The 19,581-nt window shown below is 44.4% G+C and carries 14 protein-coding genes and 1 tRNA gene; 7 read left to right on the forward strand and 8 right to left on the reverse strand.

Going from position 1 to position 19,581, the window contains the following annotated elements:
* Positions 1 to 128 precede the first annotated feature (128 nt).
* Complete coding sequence (locus ACF8EG_RS22915) at positions 129 to 1,421, forward strand: DEAD/DEAH box helicase (RefSeq protein WP_005462104.1); 1,293 nt, start codon at positions 129 to 131, stop codon at positions 1,419 to 1,421.
* Between the two features lie 90 nt (positions 1,422 to 1,511).
* Here the strand turns inward: ACF8EG_RS22915 and ACF8EG_RS22920 are convergent, their stop codons facing one another.
* The 3 genes from ACF8EG_RS22920 to ACF8EG_RS22930 form a co-directional block, all read right to left on the reverse strand.
* The gene (locus tag ACF8EG_RS22920) at positions 1,512 to 4,532 is read right to left on the reverse strand and encodes a DUF6701 domain-containing protein (protein WP_069505844.1); all 3,021 of its coding nucleotides are present in this window, start codon (positions 4,530 to 4,532) and stop codon (positions 1,512 to 1,514) included.
* A gap of 300 nt (positions 4,533 to 4,832) precedes the next feature.
* Positions 4,833 to 5,672, reverse strand: a complete 840-nt coding sequence (locus ACF8EG_RS22925) for an arginase family protein (protein WP_005482584.1) — start codon at positions 5,670 to 5,672, stop codon at positions 4,833 to 4,835.
* A gap of 6 nt (positions 5,673 to 5,678) precedes the next feature.
* Positions 5,679 to 6,413 (reverse strand): IclR family transcriptional regulator, encoded by a 735-nt coding sequence (locus tag ACF8EG_RS22930; protein ID WP_005482748.1) that lies wholly within the window; start codon positions 6,411 to 6,413, stop codon positions 5,679 to 5,681.
* Positions 6,414 to 6,747: 334 nt separating this feature from the next.
* Here ACF8EG_RS22930 and ACF8EG_RS22935 point away from each other — a divergent pair, with 334 nt between their 5' ends.
* Positions 6,748 to 8,214: an EAL domain-containing protein gene (locus tag ACF8EG_RS22935; RefSeq protein ID WP_069505846.1), complete on the forward strand. Its 1,467-nt coding sequence runs from the start codon at positions 6,748 to 6,750 to the stop codon at positions 8,212 to 8,214.
* 13 nt (positions 8,215 to 8,227) lie between these two features.
* Here ACF8EG_RS22935 and ACF8EG_RS22940 read toward each other — a convergent pair whose 3' ends face one another.
* Positions 8,228 to 9,682: an ATP-binding cassette domain-containing protein gene (locus ACF8EG_RS22940; protein ID WP_069505848.1), complete on the reverse strand. Its 1,455-nt coding sequence runs from the start codon at positions 9,680 to 9,682 to the stop codon at positions 8,228 to 8,230.
* Between the two features lie 252 nt (positions 9,683 to 9,934).
* On the opposite strand from ACF8EG_RS22940, the gene ACF8EG_RS22945 reads away from it, so the two are divergent.
* Both ACF8EG_RS22945 and ACF8EG_RS22950 read left to right on the forward strand, forming a co-directional pair.
* Complete coding sequence (locus ACF8EG_RS22945; RefSeq protein WP_029856729.1) at positions 9,935 to 11,485, forward strand: PAS domain-containing methyl-accepting chemotaxis protein; 1,551 nt, start codon at positions 9,935 to 9,937, stop codon at positions 11,483 to 11,485.
* A 57-nt stretch (positions 11,486 to 11,542) separates the two neighbouring features.
* The gene (locus tag ACF8EG_RS22950) at positions 11,543 to 11,716 is read left to right on the forward strand and encodes a hypothetical protein (RefSeq protein WP_078554186.1); all 174 of its coding nucleotides are present in this window, start codon (positions 11,543 to 11,545) and stop codon (positions 11,714 to 11,716) included.
* A gap of 77 nt (positions 11,717 to 11,793) precedes the next feature.
* On the opposite strand, the gene ACF8EG_RS22955 is transcribed toward ACF8EG_RS22950, so the two are convergent.
* Positions 11,794 to 11,884: transfer RNA gene (locus tag ACF8EG_RS22955), tRNA-Ser, on the reverse strand.
* A 311-nt stretch (positions 11,885 to 12,195) separates the two neighbouring features.
* Here ACF8EG_RS22955 and ACF8EG_RS22960 point away from each other — a divergent pair.
* Entirely contained in the window at positions 12,196 to 12,876 is a 681-nt protein-coding gene (locus tag ACF8EG_RS22960) for a MaoC family dehydratase (RefSeq protein ID WP_005487889.1), read from the forward strand.
* A gap of 53 nt (positions 12,877 to 12,929) precedes the next feature.
* Here the strand turns inward: ACF8EG_RS22960 and ACF8EG_RS22965 are convergent, their stop codons facing one another.
* Positions 12,930 to 13,757, reverse strand: a complete 828-nt coding sequence (locus ACF8EG_RS22965; RefSeq protein ID WP_069505879.1) for a phosphate ABC transporter substrate-binding protein — start codon at positions 13,755 to 13,757, stop codon at positions 12,930 to 12,932.
* 256 nt (positions 13,758 to 14,013) lie between these two features.
* Between ACF8EG_RS22965 and ACF8EG_RS22970 the strand changes: the two genes are divergently transcribed.
* A complete protein-coding gene (locus tag ACF8EG_RS22970; protein WP_005462123.1) occupies positions 14,014 to 14,367 on the forward strand; it encodes a DUF3024 domain-containing protein in 354 nt (117 codons plus the stop codon).
* 4 nt (positions 14,368 to 14,371) lie between these two features.
* Here the strand turns inward: ACF8EG_RS22970 and ACF8EG_RS22975 are convergent, their stop codons facing one another.
* Both ACF8EG_RS22975 and rnb read right to left on the reverse strand, forming a co-directional pair.
* Entirely contained in the window at positions 14,372 to 15,175 is an 804-nt protein-coding gene (locus ACF8EG_RS22975) for an AraC family transcriptional regulator (protein WP_069505881.1), read from the reverse strand.
* A gap of 71 nt (positions 15,176 to 15,246) precedes the next feature.
* On the reverse strand, positions 15,247 to 17,253 hold the full coding sequence (gene rnb / locus ACF8EG_RS22980) for an exoribonuclease II (protein WP_020842268.1): 2,007 nt from the start codon (positions 17,251 to 17,253) through the stop codon (positions 15,247 to 15,249).
* 379 nt (positions 17,254 to 17,632) lie between these two features.
* Between rnb and ACF8EG_RS22985 the strand changes: the two genes are divergently transcribed.
* A complete protein-coding gene (locus ACF8EG_RS22985) occupies positions 17,633 to 19,564 on the forward strand; it encodes a DEAD/DEAH box helicase (protein ID WP_069505883.1) in 1,932 nt (643 codons plus the stop codon).
* The last annotated feature ends 17 nt before the right edge of the window (positions 19,565 to 19,581 follow it).

Below are 19,581 nucleotides of genomic sequence, written 5' to 3' on the forward strand. Positions count from 1 at the left end.
CAGGGTTCACCGTTTTTTCTTTTATCGAGTTTCAGTGAGAAAAGTGAGATAAATCACTCAAATTCGGGTATAGTGCACGGCTAAATTTTTAAAGCTATTTTAAGTGGTTTGTTTAAGGAATACGCTCAATGTCATTTTCATCTCAAGGTTTTGCGCCAGAAGTGGTTAAAGCACTGGCAGAATGCGGTTATGAAAAGTTAACGCCAATTCAACAGAAGGCGATTCCAATGGCTCGTAAAGGCCATGATATTTTCGCTACAGCACAAACAGGTACTGGTAAAACTGCAGCGTTTTCATTGCCTATGATTCAACAGCTGCTAGACAGCGGTCGTACTGCTTCTCGTAAAACCGCTCGTGCACTTATCCTGGCACCAACGCGTGAACTGGCAGAGCAGATTGCTGACAACATTAAAGCGTACACTAAGTACACAGACCTATCGGTTGTGGCTGTATTTGGTGGTCGTAAAATGTCTTCACAAATTTCTGCTTTAGAAAATGGTGTCGATATTCTGGTTGCAACGCCAGGCCGCTTGGAAGAGCACATCGAACAAGGCAATGTTTCTGTTGCGAACCTTGAGTTCCTTGTTTTTGATGAAGCTGACCGTATTCTGGATATGGGCTTTATTCACGCTGTTCGTAAGATCATGTTGGACGTTGATACTGATCCGCAAATCATGATGTTCTCGGCAACGACTTCAAGCCAGCTAAATCTGTTAGCGAAAGACATTTTGCGTAAACCAAAACGCATCGAAGTAGAGCGTGCAAACACTACCGCGCACACTGTTGCTCACGTACTTTACCCAGTAGATCAAGAACGTAAAACAGAACTGCTTTCTGAACTGATCGGTCGCAAAAACTGGCAACAAGTTTTGGTGTTTGTAAACTACAAAGAAACCGCAAATGATGTGGTGAAAGAGCTGAAACTTGACGGCATCAAAGCAGTAGTTTGTCACGGTGACCGTGCTCAGAGTGCTCGTCGTCGTGCGCTAGAAGAGTTCAAAACGGGCAAAGTGCGCGTCATGGTAGCAACGGACGTGGCAGCGCGTGGTTTGGATATTGAAGATCTGCCTCACGTAGTGAACTACGACATGCCTTTCCTTGCTGAAGATTACGTTCACCGAATCGGCCGTACCGGTCGTGCGGGTAAGCAAGGTCATGCGGTTTCGTTCGTAAACCGAGATGAAGAGCTAACGGTTGTTCAAGTGGAAAACCTCATCCAGCAACGCATTCGTCGTATCGAACTTGCGGGTTATGAGCCAAAACAGCGTGAATCTTACATCGAGAAATTGAACTCGAAACCGGCGTTTAAGAACCGTCAAGGTCGTCGTAATAACCCTAACCAGTCTGCGACAGACCAAGGCTCAGCAGAGCGTCGTCTTGCAATGGTGAAGCGTTTGAAAGCGCGTCGCGGCACGAACTAAACACTGTTAGATAATTACATTCGTTTGTAATGAAAGAGCCCCTCAATTGAGGGGCTCTTTTTGTTCGCCGTTTAGTGTTGGTTTAAGATGCTAATTTAAGCCGAGCATATTCGGCTCACCACGATAGATAATGCGATCGTTTCCACGGTGAATACCAAACGTGACTATTGTTGGCGGGTTTTCTTCTTCGGGAGTCGAAGTTTCCCAGTCATATTTGAGCCAAGGAAGTTGGTTGCCTGAGTGATCTAGATTTAGGCTGAACTGAATTTGTTCTCTTGCCGCGTCAATTTGGCTTGCAATGATGTCGTTGGTTCTACCAACGCTCATCTTAGCAACACCAGATAACTGGGCGTTATTTACCGGTGCGTTCGACCAAATAGGCGTGCTGGTGTAGTACGCACCATTTGCGGTTGTCGAGTTGTCATCGAAGTTTGTAACAAATCTACCGTTTTGCCACACCTCTACGTCCAATGGTACTTTGATCTTCATGCCCTGATTTCCGCCAACATCCTTAAAGTTCAAACGACCAAAACGAATGTCTGGTTGTTTCGTCAGAATTTCACCGCCATCGAAGAAGTTCACCTCATCAACCACGTGAGTAGTCACCAAGCCAATTTTACTGCTCTTGCTGTTTGCACCGCGGTTGAACGGGCCATCAGGATATTGACCTTTAGTTATATCTTTCTCCCAACAGGGGCTGTTGTGACACGTTGCATTTGTAGATGCTTTTTCAATGACAAACTGACCGATACTGGCATCGCCGATGCGTTTCCATTCTGCCTTTTGTGGTGCTGGTGGCACAAAACGATCTTGGTATCCGCCAAGCTCTCCTAAGTAAAAATGCTGTTGTAAACTTGGCGCAAAATGGGCGTAGTTTTTTACGTCCTCTTTGTTTGCGTTTAGCGCAACCACATCGTAGGTAACTTTCTCAAACGGTTGATTCATGTATACAAAGCCTTGGTTTTTAGGGTAAGTCCAATCTTGACTTTGCACTTTGAAGTACTTCGGATAGAAACGTCCGATATGGCGATAACCTTCGTTAACCTTCATGCCAAAATACGTACTGTCGAGGTTTGCTTTCACTTTCAAGCTGCCGACTTCTTCCCAATACAATCCGTTAAAAACGAAGCGATGGTTCTTGGCTGATTGGTGTCCTTGAGTTAACGCATAATTACTTTTCAACAGCGTTGAGGTTTGATTTGCCGTTTCTAAAGGCGAGTGTTGCTCGCTCGACAAAACAACCGATGCTGCTGGTGCGCCATCATGCATAAAGTTGGTCGTGACCAAAGCATCACAATAAGCTGATGAGTCGATAGGATCACTGATAGACCCCCCTTTTTGCCAGATGACGGGGTTCACCGTTAACGAGAAGTGTTCTCCAGCGGCAATGAACTTATCACCTTGTTCGGATGTGCCTGAAGGCAAGGTGTTTTGGTTCTCACAGATTGCCAAGGTCCATGGTCGCGAGTACACATTAAACTTGCCTGTTACTTCAACTGTGCCGTCGTCTGGACACTCTGAAAATCCTTTACATTCGAATTGGTCGGATAACGTCACCTCGAACAGTCCGGATTCGTTAGTAATTAAGCCATGTTCCGATAATCCGTCTTTGAACTCAGCAGAATAACTAAAATCACCTTCGCTTCCACCGAGAGGTTTAATCAAAGGGTGGACTACTTTGGGTTTACCATTGTAATTGCTGGCAACGACGGGTTCTCCTGTGGAGGCACAAGCGAGCAGACGTGTATGAACATTTTCTGGTTTACCAGCGATGACGCGAATTTCATTCAGTGTCCGTCTTTCATTTGAATACGCTTCGAACATAAACGGCGTAAACATGAAGTTGACTGTTTGCTCCTTCGCGGAGTCTCCGACCATCGTGAAAGTCAAAGAGTAATTGGCGTCTAATGAGATCTTATCGATATCGTTTGGAACCACACGAACAACGAGCTCACCATTATCGTTAGATTGAAACTGGTTTTCAGTTGATGTCGGTTTCCCTTTCACTACCTCTAGCGTGAACAAGTCGGGATCAGACAATATTGCCATCACTGGTGCGCTGACTACTTCATCGTTGTTGGTTGTGATCGCTGTGAATTGCGGGAGATCGTCACCGCACATCAACGCCATGTCATCAGATGGTGTCACCGTCAGGCCCAAGTCATCGTTACTTGGAGGCAACATGCTACACTCGGGCGGCGGAGTTGCGGTGCTCGGACAAATGGAGCTCGAGTAATCGCAACGTGATTGGCCAACACCGCAGAACTGAGAATACTTGCCAGTTACACTATGAGGGTGCGAACTTCCCGGCGTTTGTTGGATTTCGCCGCAAACCTGACTTCCAACACCTTGATTAAAGTTTAATGTCTGGAAGTACTTAATCGCAGTATCTTCCGCGTAGAACGAACCGTTCAGTGCGGCAGATGCACCTTTGGACTCCGTCGTGCCGTAAACCGCCATATCATCAATAAGCAGAGAACTGTGCGCCACAATATCACCGACGACGAAATGTTGTTGGAAAGGGTGATTCGTCTTGAGATGCAATTGATGGCCTTTTGATTCAATGGTGCCACAAACGTTAGCATTGAATATATCGGTCGTACTGTGAGTCAAAATTTTACCAATAATGGTGTTGTACTTACCGTCAATATGAAGCGTCGACCCCGTTAGCACTATATCCCCATCGATGAGAACATTATGCAGTTTTGTTGGGTAGGCCGACAGAAGGTCACCATAAATAACAGTGTGTTTGTTTTGGTAATCTTCAATGCTAGAAGCTTGCTCATTGTTAACCTTCAACTCGACCGAAAGCGAGCGAAGTGAGATGCGTTTATTAGGCTCACCAATTCGGTTATTACCCTCTAAAACAATGCCTTGATGAGCTTCTAGTATGACTTCGTTCTCAGGTGAAGAGGAGATGATGGAATCACCAGCGGGTAATACGATCTTGCCATGGCAAAAAAAGGTAGTGTCTGTTCTTTGAATATCAAAAGAACTATGAGTTGAGCATATTTGGTTTAGCTCAGATGGTTTCGCAACGTCATAAACCGTTGCTTGTGCTGTTAACGGCATCAACATGGCCGTAGCAATAACGCAGTAAAGACGCATCATTAAGTATCCTAAATCTCGTGGAACTGAATGACATCAAGCGAGAGAAAATAAGTGTCTCAGAAAAATAGCGGCTAAATATTATTAGAAGAACCGCTTAGTTATTGAACTATGGGGATTTTTATTTCGTATGTCATACCATAGTGATGTAAGGATATTAGAACTTAGATGGGTTGTTTGTTCAATAGATAAATGTGATATATGTCGCATTGATGGTGTAAGTATTTGTTAGTAAATGATAATAAAAGGTGAGGCTCTACCAGAATAAGGCCAAGTGACGGCCTTATTCTGTACAATTATTCGCTACGCCGCGTGGTCGAGCAGGGGAGCCATCTGATACAACTCCTCAAGAATGGCTTTGGTTTGTCGTGAATACACCAATCGGTCACGGTCGCCTACAAGTTGAATCGCTTTTACCTTACCAGATACCAAACACAGCCTTAATGTCCTCAGTACCATTTGAATATCCAGCGATGGCGTACCTTCAAGATTGTTTTTCGTTGATAGTGAACCTAAATCTATCGTCACAATGATTTGGTCACAGTGATCCAAATAATTGCTGATTTGCTGCTTTACGTGGTTGCGATGTCTGAACGTAAACTCACGATCCGTTACCCAATCACAGCCTTGATCTTCGGCGTATTCCAAGGTTTCTTGTTTCGTGTCTTGCTCGCTTACGCCAGCAAAAAATAGTCGCACATTTTGATAGCGAGAAAGGGCAAAGTGAAACGCTGAACCCATGCGAGGTTCAAGCGTCGGCTTTAGGCTCATCTTATGGCCGATATTCACAATGCCCACTTCATCGCGGTACGACACAACGACAGGAAGCATCGATAAAATGGCTTCCGTGCAGTTAGAAACCAACACAGGGATAGAGTGGCGAGAAAGCGATAGGCTCAATGCTTCCTGAAATTCACCACTCTCTAATTTTGAGTGAGAAAAATGACCGAAATTCGCTGCTGTCGCGTGATCATGTTGTTGATACAACCATTCGCTCGCGTTTTCCAAACTTTGGTCTGCTAATTCAAACGCACCTTTAGACATAGGGGCTAAGTGTTCGCAAACCGTCATAAAAGAAAAAGGATAATGATGCGGCTGCTTTGGTGTGTGATGAAACTTATAGCGTTTGAAAAAGCTTAACATGTTGAATTACCTTTCTGGTGGTAGTGCCCTTGCCGCCTGCAACACATGCAAAATAATGCGCTGCTTATCCTTTTCTACTCGGTGTGCCGGAGCCATAACCGAAACTGCGCCAACCAGCTTACTTCCTTTCATGACTGGCGCACTGATACCAGAAACACCAGGGTCAATCTCGGAGGTACTTACGGCATAGCCGTTCTTTCGGATTGTGGCGAGCTCCTCTTCCCATTCGTCTAAGCGATGATCTTGGCTAAAGTAACGTAAGATCTTTTCGCAACGACTTTGAGGCATAAAAGCCAGCATCACTTTAGATGAGGCGCCACGAAGCAGGGGTTGACTTTGACCCTGGACGAAGCTGCATCGTAGCGCCTGCATACTTTCTTTTTGTCTGACACAAAGCGCTCGATAACCCGATGGCACCATGTACGCCGCCATTTCCCCTGTTTGCTGCACCAAGCGCGCCAAGATGGTTTCAACCATATCAAGGCCGTGCTGAGCGGTTTCATAGCTGTGCATCAACAGTAAGGCTGCTGGTCCAACAACAAACGTCTTGTCATGCACACTTTCTTCAATCAAGTTCCATTCTTTCAGCAGTTTTAGATGTCGATACAAACTGCTTAATGGAACGTTCAATTGTTCGCTGAGTGTTTTCGCAGAGACTGGGAATTGGCTTACCGCAACTTGCATTAATAATTGCAGTGCCTTTTCGTTTACCTGATTAGCGTTGGCTTTGTTTAATGTCATGAGAGAGTTGTAACGTGTTAAAAGATATAGGACAAATATAATTCTTAATCACTGAGAAAAGAAAAATAATTTTTATGAGTAATTCTCACTTAATGAGAAAATGGTAGTGAGCGGTTAAATATTGAAGAAAACTTGAAAAGTGGATGTCTCACCTTTGAGTCTCGTGCCACTAAACTGGAACTTAAACAATTAAGATTTTGTTTTATTTGCGAGAGTAGGAGGTGTCTCGCATACTCAATAAATCTAATGAATAATATTGTAAACGTGAGTTGCTGGTGGGTATCGTTTTCTCGATACCATCTGAGTCAATCGGTTTATAAAAGGTCGCTTTTATATGCTGAATAAAATGCTTCTTAAGAAAGCTGCTATCTTTTTTCTGCCACTTCCTTTGGTATTTGCGGAGGTTTTGTATTTGGCACACGAGAGTGTGCAAAGTAACCTCGATCACTTGCTCGAAAAGAACATACAAATCGCGGATGAAATTCTCTTTCAAATTGAGACTGAAAACCGAACTGCGCTTATTCATCCAGAACGGTGTGAGCAGTTGCAGCAAAACCTGATGTTTGAGCGAGACATCGATGAAATGCTCATTGTCAAAGGCGATGAGATCATTTGCTCATCGAAGCTTGGACACTTATCCAAACCGCTTTCTGAATACTTAACCTTCACGCCCAATCATGCCTTAACCTTCGGCCAGATAAACGGCTTAGATGAACCATTGCTGCTAGTGGTGACTCAAGGGCAGCAGACATATAAAGCCATCACCATCATTGATAGAGACTATTTTGGCGCGACAATTGGATTTAACAACGATTTACGCCTCAAGCGGTCAGCTTTGTTTATTCATGACGACGTGGTGCCCGCTGGCGCATCCAGAAAAGGCAAAAACCCGATTGCTTTTAATGAATCTAAGGTGTTTGAATACCAAGCGCTCGCTGAAGCTAGCGATTTATTTGTTGAGCAAAAATTGATTTCTTACATCATCTATTCGGTGCCTATTATCGCGATGATTTATCTTTGCCTATACGCGTTAAACAAGTTTGTCGATCCACAAAGAAACCTTTTAGCAGAACTAAAAAAAGCACTGAAAAAAAACGAGTTAACCTTGTATTACCAACCTCAGATTGATGTTGAAAGCGGACGCGTGTTTGGTTACGAAGCGCTGATACGCTGGGAGCATCAACAAAAAGGTTTTATTGCTCCAGATGAATTTGTTCCTGCGGCAGAACAGAACGGGTTAGTATCGTTGCTAACTGACTACGTTTTAGAAAAAGCTGCGGACGATTTCTCCAAACTGACGTTTACTCATCCGGTGCATCTTGGTGTCAATGTGCCTCCTGGTTACCTTGTCGGTTCTCATGTAATAAGAAAACTGCAACTCATCCACAGAAAGCTAAGTGAGAATAATGTGTCGCTCGGCATCGAAATTACGGAGCGTCAGTTGATTAATGGGGAAGCACGGAAGCATATCGCAGCGTTGCGCGTGCACGGAATTGATGTACTGATTGACGACTTTGGAACTGGGCAAACGTCGTTAGCATTTTTGCAGCACATGAAAATTGATTATTTGAAGATCGACAAGTGTTTTGTTGAAACAATAGGCATTCAAAGTGTGAGTGCATCCGTATTGAATGCCATCGTTCATTTTGCGGACGAGCTGCAAGTGAAGTTGATTGCCGAAGGCGTCGAAACGCCGGCGCAAGCAGAGCATTTGAAAAATATGGGAGTGCAATACCATCAAGGCTACCTGTATTCCAAACCTTTACCATATTCCCTGCTTGCGCAGCAGCCGATTTCCTAGCTCTTGTTACGCATTACCAGTGATGAATTTGAGCGCGATAACACTGCGCTTCGTCACCGAAGACAAACTCAAGATCGTTTTTGATGCTCTCAAGGCTGTCTTCTTGGTAATGGGAGACGTAAAGCAATTGGCTGAGATTTTCACGTGCAATCAGTTCCAACGTGTTTTTTACCAAGCGTCGTCCTAAAAAGTCGAGACCTTGATAGGGCTCATCCAAAATGAGTAGTGTTGGCTGCTTCGCTATAGCGCGCGCGATCAACAGCAAACGTTGCTGACTGTATTCCAACTGTTTGAAAGACGTCTTTTCGTAGTGACGCATGTGTAAGATATCAAGCCACTCTTTAGCTACGTCAATCTCTTTACGCGAAGGCTGATTATACAAGCCAATCGAGTCGTAGAACCCAGACAGAATGACCTCTAACGCGCTGCAATTCACTCGGTATTGAAGATGCAGTGCAGAGGAGACCATGCCAATATGCTGTTTTATCTCCCAGATGCTTTCGCCAGAGCCTCGTTTCTTGCCGAAGATGTGGATGTCGTTACTGTAGCATTGTGGATGATCGCCAAATATCAGCCCCAATAACGTACTTTTACCACAGCCGTTTGGCCCTTTAACTTGCCAGTGTTGTCCTTTATCTATGCGCCAATTCAGGTCAGTGAAAATACGTTTTTCAGTGTATTCAACTTGGCCATTTTTTAGTTCGAAAATAGGATCATCGAAGTGTGTAGAGTGTTGGTGACGTCGTATCAACCCCATCATCTCTTCGCTTTGTTTTTGGGATTGTGACTTGATTTGTTCGATTATCGGGTGGTTGTCCCAACTCTCTTTATTCATTGTGCTGTCAAGACTGCCGGCATTAAATAGCGCCACATGATCTATCCATTCTGGCATGTCGGACTCGCGAGAAAACGTAATCAACATCTGGACGGATTGCGAAAGCGAGTGCAAATAGGTTGCGAGTGAAGCGCGGTGGGCAACATCTAGACCGACAAAAGGATTATCCAGAAGCACAAGGTCAGGTTGGGTTGCCAACGCTCTAGCGAGCATGACTCGTCTGGTCTCGCCAGTCGATAAAACACGAAAACCGCTCTGTTTTAAATGGTGAAGGTCGAGCTCTTCAAGCAGTCTTTCCGTTGTTGCTGCATCTTGGCAGCACTCAAAAATCAAAGCATAAACGGTACTGCCTTGGTCGATACGATCGAGAAAATCGGTGTCGTCCTTTTCTAGCTCACGTTCAAGTAGTCGTTGTTGCTCTGAAAGCGATACTTGCGCGACTTTCAATTCACCAAGATCCAACGTCCCTTGTGTGGGTTTCAGTTCGCCACAAAGCAGATCGCCTAGCAGGGAGCCGATGTCTCCTTCTGCACTGAAGATGCCCCAAGAGTCATTGTTATCGATTGTCCATTCATCAATGGAAAGTGTGGTGGTATGTCCTTGTACAGCAAGCTGACTAAAGCGAATAGCCATTGTGTTTGTCTTCCTTGTTATTGTTGTATTGGACTAGTTATAACAACTAACCAAGGGCCTAAGGAAGGGGATGTCAGTATTAATTTTAACCAAAGTAGAGATTGTTACGACCAGAAATGAAAGACTTATGTAACGAATCTTCTGTTGAATAAGTCGCGGGAATATTTCTATATAGTCATCATTATGTGTATGGATATTATGCTGCTACACTCATATGTGGCACTTATTTATTAAATGTAAGGATGCATGTATATGAGTGAAAAGGAATACGATTATCCTGCGAGCTACAGTCTCGTTTCCATAACCGACCCATCAAGTTACATCAAATATGCCAGTGCGCATTTTAATGAAGTTGCTGGCTTTGAAGAAGGAGAGTTGATAGGAAAACCACATAACGTTGTTCGCCATCCAGATATGCCTAAACAGGCGTTTAAAGACCTCTGGTCTCATCTCAAAGCTGGGAAACATTGGATGGGAATGGTGAAAAACAGACGAAAAAATGGAGGGTATTACTGGGTGGATGCGTTTGCATCGCCAATCAAATACAACGGTGAAATTGTTGAATACCAATCTGTCCGTTTTAAACCAGAACGTATTTATGTCAAACGCGCAGAGAAAGCTTACGCGAAACTGCGAAATGATAAAAAACCGCTTCAACTTTACTTACCTCGTACACGCCTTTGGATGAGAGCTGCCTTTTTCCTTTTTATTTCGAACTTTTTGGGCTTGTTACTTCTAGAGATGAATCAATCACCAATGGTGGCTTTCAGCGCAGCAGCGTTACTTTCGGCATTATCCATTTACATGTTGACCAGACCAATTGAGAAGCTGGCTAAACAAGCAAGACAGGATTTCAATAACCCGTTGATGGAATACATATACTGCGGGAAAGTGAATGATCTTGCAGAAATCGAACTGGCTATGAAAATGAGGAAGCAGTTCGCGAACGCATTGTTAGGTAGAGTAGGAGTTTCGGTAAAAGATTCCTGTGAAGATACAAAAACGAATGCCGATAGCGCGGCGGATAACAGTGAGCGCGTTACTGAGAACCTAAGCGCGCAAAAAATCGAAATTGATTCTGTTGCAACCGCAGTGAATGAGATGCAAGCCTCGTCTTCCGAGATATCTCATAATGCTCAAGCAACCGCAGATGCGACGCTGAAAGCGCAAAATACCATGACCGATAGTCGCAATGTTATCGATAACGTTAACCATTCCGTTCTCGATCTTGTTGGCGAGTTGGGTGAGATTTCGAAAGTAGTGATGCGTTTGAATCAACAAACGGATCAAATTGGGACGGTTATTGAGGTGATTAATGGCATTGCCGAACAAACCAATCTTCTGGCATTGAATGCTGCGATAGAAGCGGCAAGGGCAGGCGAGCAAGGTCGTGGTTTTGCGGTAGTCGCGGATGAAGTGAGAACGCTTGCCAAACGAACTCAAGAGTCCACAACAGAGATCAAATCTGCGATTGAGAGCATTCAACATGGCAGTAAGTCTGCGGTTTCTGCGTTGGAGAAAGGCAACGAGATGTCTACAGGGACGGTGACTTTGCTTGGAACGGCGCTTGAGAGCATTCAGCAACTAGAGTCGTTGATCCAAGATGTTGTAGAAAGAAATCAACAGATAGCTGTCGCCATCGAAGAGCAGGTCTACGTCACGGATGAAATCAATGAGAACATCCAATCGCTCAATTTGAAATACAGCGAGTCGTATGATCTGATGACAGAAACCAACCAGATGAACAGCAGAGTGCAAAACTGTACGAATGAACTCTCTGACATGATAAAAAAATTCGCATAAGCAGCGGAAGTAAATGGCTTAGTGCTTCTCTAAATAAAGCATAGGGTAGGAGCAAATATGGTTACGCAAAATACCAACTTTTCCCCGGAGCAACCAAAAAATAAAAAAGACGAGCAACAGAATGTAGCAATAGTTGAATTCAATAGCAGTGTGCTCAGCAGGCAATCGACGGATTTTTTGACTCATGAAGAGTTAAAAATGTTGGAAGCCGTGATAGGTATCGCTTTTTAGCTTTTATCATTAATCAGTTGTATTAAAGCAATGAAAACGAAAAAAGCCGTTGATTATCAACGGCTTTTTTCTAAATGTGGCGGAGAGATAGGGATTTGAACCCTAGATACGCTATTAACGTATGCCGGTTTTCAAGACCGGTGCTTTCAACCACTCAGCCATCTCTCCGTTGCGGGACTTATAATAGGGAGTGGAGTAGTCGTTGTAAAGCACTGAATTACAATTGAAGTGCCGTTTGATGATTTTCTAGACTCCGATGCAATAGTGAGCGAAAACAACGCGAAACGCACCTAAATGTAGAGTTTTTACTTTATCCTAGTGCTAATCAATAAAATGGTGTTTTATTGTTATCTTTATGAAAAATAACAAATTATAGGCTTTGAGGATACATGTGTTCGCCCGAAAGTGTTTGCAACAGTTTGTGAACTAATTCAAAATTAACTGGTAGAGCCAGTTGTGCTTATTTTTTAAGGGTGTTTATGAAGGTCACAAATCTGTTTAAAGACAAAGTTGATGCGATTTCTGCTCATCAATCCGAGTTTATGAATTGGATGTCTCCAACGCTACGCGATTACTGGAGTGACTTTTTGGGCAAGGCACAAAACAGCTTTTTGTTTTCTAATGTGCGCGACCATAATCAGCCTGCAGTAAATGAAGAAGTGGCTCCTCAACCTGCGCCGATTGTTCTTCAGCCAGAAGCTCAAAAACTGTATGACGAGCTAATCGGTAAGATCGGTGAAGTGATCCATACGGGTGACTGGGTTCATGTATCTCAAGAGCGTATCAATCAATTTGGTGCGGTAACAGAAGATATGCAATGGATTCATACTGATCCAGAGCGTGCATCTGTTGAATCACCTTTTAAAACAACCATTGCGCATGGTTTCCTGACGTTGGCTCTACTGCCTAAACTGACGGACTCAGTTGATGCGGATAAACCATTATTTCCGACAGCGAAATTGGTTGTGAATCTAGGCTTGAACCAAGTACGTTTTCCTTACCCAGTTAAAGCTGGTAACAACGTGCGTGCAGTAAGTACACTGACTAAAGTAACGCCTATCAAGAAAGGTTTAGAGATCGAGCGTGAAATCAAAGTGGAAATTGAAGGCGTAAGACGCCCAGGTGCGGTAGTGGTATCTGTGATTCAATTGCACTTCTAAAACATATTCGAATCAATAAAAAAGAGAGCATTTCAATGCTCTCTTTTTTGTTTTTACTGGTTAAAGTTTTTAACCGGTATGTACCCGTAGTCAGCAATGGTTTTTTGTCCCGCTTCCGATTTTAGGAACGCGACAAAGTCTTTGCCTGCTTGATCTAGCGAGTCGACTTTGTAAAGCACCAAGAATGGTCGAGCCAGTTTGTATTTGTGATTTGCGATGTTCGCTGCTGTTGGTTCAATCCCGTTAAACTGAATCGCCTTCACAGAAAGGTCTACAGACCCCACCGAAATAAAACCAATCGCACGTGTGTTATGGTTCACAATGGTTTTAACCATGCTGTTGCTGTTTACAACTAAGTTGTTTGGGCTGATATCAGAAACCAGACGGTCGTTAATGATTTTGGTTAGACCCAACAAACTTTCAAAGCTGTAGCGCGAGCCAGAAGATGCTTCTCGTGTGACAACAGCTATCGGTTGATCCGCGCCGCCGACTTCTTTCCAGTTTTTGATTTCGCCTTTGTAGATGTCAAACAGTTGTTGTGCTGAAAGGTTAGTCACAGAGTTTGTACGGTTCACAACAACGGCAAGGCCATCGTAAGCAATTGGAAACACATTCAAGTCTTCGCCTTTTTCGCTTTCTGTCAGATAGCGAGAGCTCATACCAAGTTTCACGACACCGTTGTTCACCATGGTGATCCCCGCACTAGAACCAATGCCCTGTACAGCGATGTAATTATCTGGGTGTGTCTTATTGTATTCTTCGGCGAGTACGTCCATCACGCGAGCAACGGAAGTTGAACCTGAAATGTTGACTTCTTTCGCCATAGCAGAAGGAAGGGAGACAGCCATGGCTAGTAAAGTTGCCACAGTAAAACGTAACATATTTAAACTCCATATACGGTATAAAGCAGCACTTATGATATTGCGTTCAGGTTACACTTTTGTGAATCAGAAAAGATTGTTCGAATGTGAAACAGCAGCGTGTTTATCGCGTTATTTGAGCAAAGTGGTGATGTACGTAGTGTTTCCTTGGAGGGTGAGATGGTAATCTCTGAGAAGTCTGTAAACGGAACGTTGGTGAAGTCAGCCTTAAATGGCGCTTGGGTGTATACTAAAAACTACCTATCAGGAGAACGTCATGTCTGTTTCTCAAATGGCAACCAGCCGCTTATATAAACTGGTTCAGATTCTTTGTTCGGCGCGCAATGCGAATTTGCCGGTAGAGCAAGGAAAATGCCTTTATGAGCCAATTGAAAATGGCGTTGAACTTCACCATGCGCATTTCTTGCTAGATTCACAACACAGCGAATACACCTCGCCAATTGCAAAAATTCTATTTGATTCTCAGACTCAGCTTTGGCGCTTTTATGTTCCCGCCTCTCGTTCAGAAGAAATTCGATGGATTCCTTACAAAAAGTTGCCGCATAGTCACACGCTTGAAGATCTCCTTGCCGAACTTGAAAGCGATCCTCAAGCGTGTTTTTGGGAGTAGGGGATTAACCTCTTACTACCTGATTACGAAAGTCTTTAGGGGTGATGTTGTAAATGGATTTAAACGCGGTACTAAAGTGAGCAGCGCTCTTAAATCCAGATTCAAATGCGATTTCTGTTATCGATTTTTGTGAAACGCGCAGTTGTGTTGCCGCGTAGTTAATACGTTTCACTTTTAATATCTGAGAAAAAGAAAGGTTTTCGGCAGCAAGGCGGCGTTTTAACGTCGCAATAGACATGCTCATGTGCGCCGCTAGGCCTTCTAACGTTATATCCTTCTCAATGTTCTTTTCAATGTACTTAATGGCCTTTTGAGAGGCTGTTAGGCTGCTTGCATCGTCAATGATCGAAAGAGTGTCTGGCTGAACTTCCACCATAAGAGAAAGTAGCGCCATTGCGATGTGGCTCTGAGTGTAATCAGGTGCATTACGACTGGCTAAAGCCAATAACGTATTCTTAAGCTGTGTGACTTCTGAATTGGATTCTGGTGAGAAAGGGTAGAAGCGTCGGTGTTCTGCTTCTGAATGCAATCCAGGGTGTGCTTTCTTAAACTCGCAAAATAGGCTGATGTCAAAGACTAGCGCTACAGCTTTAAAGCCATTCTCGCCTGGTATGGCTTCTGCACTTCTTAAGTCAGAAGAGTTGTATAGGGTAAAGTCGCCAGCTTGTAGTTCAAACTGTTCGCCATTTGGCTGGTGGATGACTAATGCGCCTTCTTCTACGACATATAAGCCGTTATGGGTGGCGGTGTAACGTTCACTTTTGCGAGCAGTGAAGTGGTTAAAGCGAATGATCTCAATGTTCGGCATATTCGTTCTTATCGTTTTCCATGACAAATAAAAAAGGCGCTCATTCGAGCGCCTTTAAACTTCATTCGGTATTATTCTTCACTTACAGTTTGTTCTGTTTGTGCTGCTGGTTGATCAGCAAATACCTGTGTTGGCTTTGCAACTAAACTGCGGTTTTCTTGGTTAACGTCCGCAAGAACGATTTCCAATGTGTCACCCAGTTTGTACACCACCTCTTTATCGATAGAGATTGTGCCGTTGTCGCCATTGCACTCAATTCGTTCTTTATTATCAAGAATCAGGGCACCAGGAATAAAGGCTGCTGCACCATTTTCGAGAAGTCGAACACGTGCACCAGCACGATTAATATCGAAAATCTCACCTGTGAAACAAGTTTGCTTGCTTGGTTCATCCGCAAGAGTACGTGCGTATAGCCAATCAGACACGTTACGCTCTGCAATTTTGTGATGCTTACGGTGCAGTGCCAGTTCTTCACCCACTTGATCGTCAGGTTTTTGTACTGGTTCTTTATCTAGAATCACCGCTTTTAGCATACGGTGGTTGATCATATCGCCGTATTTACGAATTGGGGATGTCCAAGTCGCATAAATGTCTAGACCCATCGCGTAATGAGGAAGAGGTTGGTTACCCACTTCACTGTATGCTTGGAACTTACGAATGCGGTTGTCTAGGTAAGATGTCTCTTGAACCGCTAACCAACGACGTAGAGCCGCAAAGCCTTCAAGCGTTGCAATCGATTCTGCTGTGAATTCTAGCGTACCCTCAGGGTTAACGAGTTGCACAACTTCTTCGATTTTCTCTGGTTTCAAACCTGCGTGAGTGTTGAATACGCCAGTTTCGAATTTTTCACGCAGTGTACGGCCTGCACAGATGTTCGCTGTGATCATCGATTCTTCAACAAGACGGTTTGCACTGCGGCGCATATCAGCGTGAATAGCGATAACGTCATTGTCTTCACTTAGCTCAAAACGGTAGTCAGGGCGGTCAGGGAATACAACTGCGTTTTTCTCACGCCATTCTGCGCGAGCTAGAGAAAACTCGTATAGATCACGTACGATAGTTGCGATTTCTTCTGAAGGTTGCCATGCGTCAGAGTTGCCGTTTTCTAGCCAATCAGAAACGTGATCGTATGCTAGGCGCGCATGTGACTTGATGTTTGCAGCGAAGAATTTGATATCGTCACCAATCACACCGCCTTTGCTCACTGTTACGGTGCAGCAGATTGCTGGGCGGATTTCGCCTTCAATTAGAGAACATAGGTTGTCCGCTAGGTCGCGAGGTAACATCGGGATGTTACGGCCTGGTAGATAAATGGTGTAACCACGTTCACGCGCGACTTTATCCATTTCGTCTTCAGGTGTGATGTACGCAGTTGGGTCAGCAATCGCGATAGTTAACTCAAAATCACCAGATTCAGTTTTCTTCGCGTACAACGCGTCATCCATATCTTTAGTTGATTCACCATCGATTGTGACGAAAGGAACATGAGTCATGTCGATGCGCTCTAGATCGGCGTCATCTTTTAATTCCCAGTTCTCAATGCCAGCAGGTTCTGAGTTTGGTAGATCGTTTTGCGCTAGCGTTACCCACCACGGTGCGATTTTGTCATCAGCGTCAGTGATTTTCTCTGAAATTTCAACGAAGAACGTGTTGTCGCCTTTTAGCGGGTGACGAACAAGATGTGCTACAACCCAATCACCTTCCGCGAAGTTGTCAGGCTTTAAACCTTTCTTCAGTTTCGCTTTTAGAGACAATTTCTTTAGTTGAGGATGGTCAGGCACGACATTTAGCTTGCCTTTGAACATCTTTACTCGACCGATAAAGCGAGTAAGAGATTGTTCGATCAGCTCTTGTGGTTCTGCGACTTCACGTTCATTTTCAGTACGGATGATGGCCACGACTTTGTCGCCGTGAATGCACTTTTTCATGTACGCTGGTGGGATGAAGAAGCTGGTCTTGCTGTCCACTTCCAGGAAACCAAAGCCTTTATCTGTTGCTTTGATTGAACCTTCTTTTTTAGGCAGGTTTTCTTGGATTTGCTGCTTAAGCTGGGCTAATAGCGGGTTATCTTGAAACATCTTTTCTTAACTTACCAATGGAGTTGGCCACACTATAATCATTGCGGGCTATTATTACTACCTAAAGCACACAAATTCGCTGTGAATTATTGAGGAATTAAACAGCTCAACGGTGCTTTTCTCTTCGGAGAAACGGGCGGTAGGTGGATTTTTATGCGGATATTACCATTCGTGAGAATAAATTGTGATGTAATTCAATTTTTTCTAGCTTTTTTTATGCATTTAAGGAATAATCCGCCTCCCTTAGTCGTCCCTAATGGCTTATCGCGGTTGTGTACTGTGCTAACTCCTGTCTGAATGGATTTAGTAACTGGATGAATCAGTATCGAATTGGAAGAGCATATGGGACTGTTTTTTTGTTTAATTAAGTAGGATCCCAATGCAAGATTCTGTTATTCAATTCAGCGATTTATCTCTGAATGATTCTATCCTTTCTGCTCTAGACGGAATGGGTTTCGTGTCACCAACTCCAATTCAGGCTGCGGCAATCCCACACCTATTGGAAGGTGCTGACGCGCTGGGTAAAGCACAGACGGGTACAGGTAAAACGGCAGCATTCTCTCTGCCTCTTCTAAACAAGCTAGATCTTGATCAACGTAAACCACAAGCAATCGTTCTTGCTCCAACTCGTGAGCTAGCGATTCAGGTTGCGGCTGAAATGAAAAACCTTGGTAAAAACATCAAGGGTCTTAAAGTTCTAGAAATTTACGGTGGTGCATCTATCGTAGATCAAATGCGTGCTCTTAAAAATGGTGCACACGTTATTGTTGGTACTCCTGGCCGTGTTCAAGACCTTATCAACCGTGAACGTCTACATTTAGACGAAGTAAATACTTTCGTTCTTGATGAAGCGGACGAAATGCTAAACATGGGTTTCGTGGACGACGTAACTGCAATCATGGAGCACGCTCCTGAATCAGCTCAACGCGTTCTATTCTCTGCAACTATGCCTCCAATGCTGAAAAACATTGTTGAGCGTTTCCTACGTGATCCTGTAATGGTTGACGTTGCTGGTAAAAACCACACTGTAGACAAAGTTCAACAACAGTTCTGGGTAGTGAAGGGTGTAGAGAAAGATGAAGCTATGTCTCGTCTTCTTGAAACTGAAGAAACTGACGCGTCAATCGTATTCGTACGTACTCGTCAAGACACTGAGCGTCTAGCTGATTGGCTATCTGCACGTGGCTTTAAAGCCGCTGCACTGCACGGTGACATTCCTCAGTCTCTACGTGAGCGTACTGTTGACCACATCAAACAAGGTGTTATCGACATCCTAGTTGCAACTGACGTCGTAGCTCGTGGTCTTGACGTTCCACGTATCACTCACGTATTTAACTACGACATCCCATTCGATGTTGAGTCTTACATCCACCGTATCGGTCGTACTGGCCGTGCTGGACGTAAAGGTAAAGCGATCCTTCTAGTTCGCACTAACCAAATCCGTATGCTTCGCACTATCGAGCGCGTAACTAAGTCATCTATGGAAGAAATCCAACTTCCTCTACGTGACCAAGTAGCAGAAGCTCGTCTAAACAAGCTAGCGGCTGAACTGGAAGCAGAGAAAGAGCACAAAGCACTAGACAAGTTCGCAGAGCTAGTAGAGAAACTACAAACTTCTCTAGAAATCGACCCTGCGATGCTTGCTGCAATGCTTCTTAAGCGTCAACAAGGTAAGCGTCCTCTGTTCTACATTGGCGAAGACCCAATGGTTGAAGCGATTGAACGTGACAAGCAACGTCGTAAAGAGCGCCGTGAAGGTGGTCGTGAAGGCGGTCGCAGCTTCAACAATCAAGACTGGGATACTTACCAGCTTCAAGTTGGTCGCGAGCAAGGCGTTCAAGTTAAAGATATCGTTGGTGCTCTAGCAAACGAACTAGGCCTAGGTAAAGGTTCTATCGGTGCGATCAAGCTAGCGCAAGGTCACACATTCGTTCAGCTACCAAAAGCAATGACTTCTGAAGCGGCGAACAAGCTAAGCAAACTGCGTATCCGTCAACAAGATGTTGGTGCTGTAGTATGTGACTTCGACGATTTCCGTGAGTCTCGTGGTGGTCGCCGTGACGGTGGTCGTCGCGATGGCGGTCGTCGTGAAGGTGGTTTCCGTGGTAACCGCGAAGGTGGTAACCGTGGTGGTGAGCGTCGTGACGGCGGTCGTCGTGAAGGTGGTTTCCGTGGTAACCGTGACGGCAACCGCGAAGGTAACCGTGAAGGTGGCGAACGTCGTTTTGATCGTAACCGTGGTGGTGATCACCGTGGTAACTACCGTGGCGAACGTGGTCACGGCCGTGGCCGTCGCACTCAAGACGCATAATCAGCGCAGTACTACAC

The sequence above is a fragment of the Vibrio sp. YQ_11 genome (assembly GCF_043103065.1).
GTDB classification, from domain to species: Bacteria; Pseudomonadota; Gammaproteobacteria; order Enterobacterales; family Vibrionaceae; genus Vibrio; species Vibrio parahaemolyticus.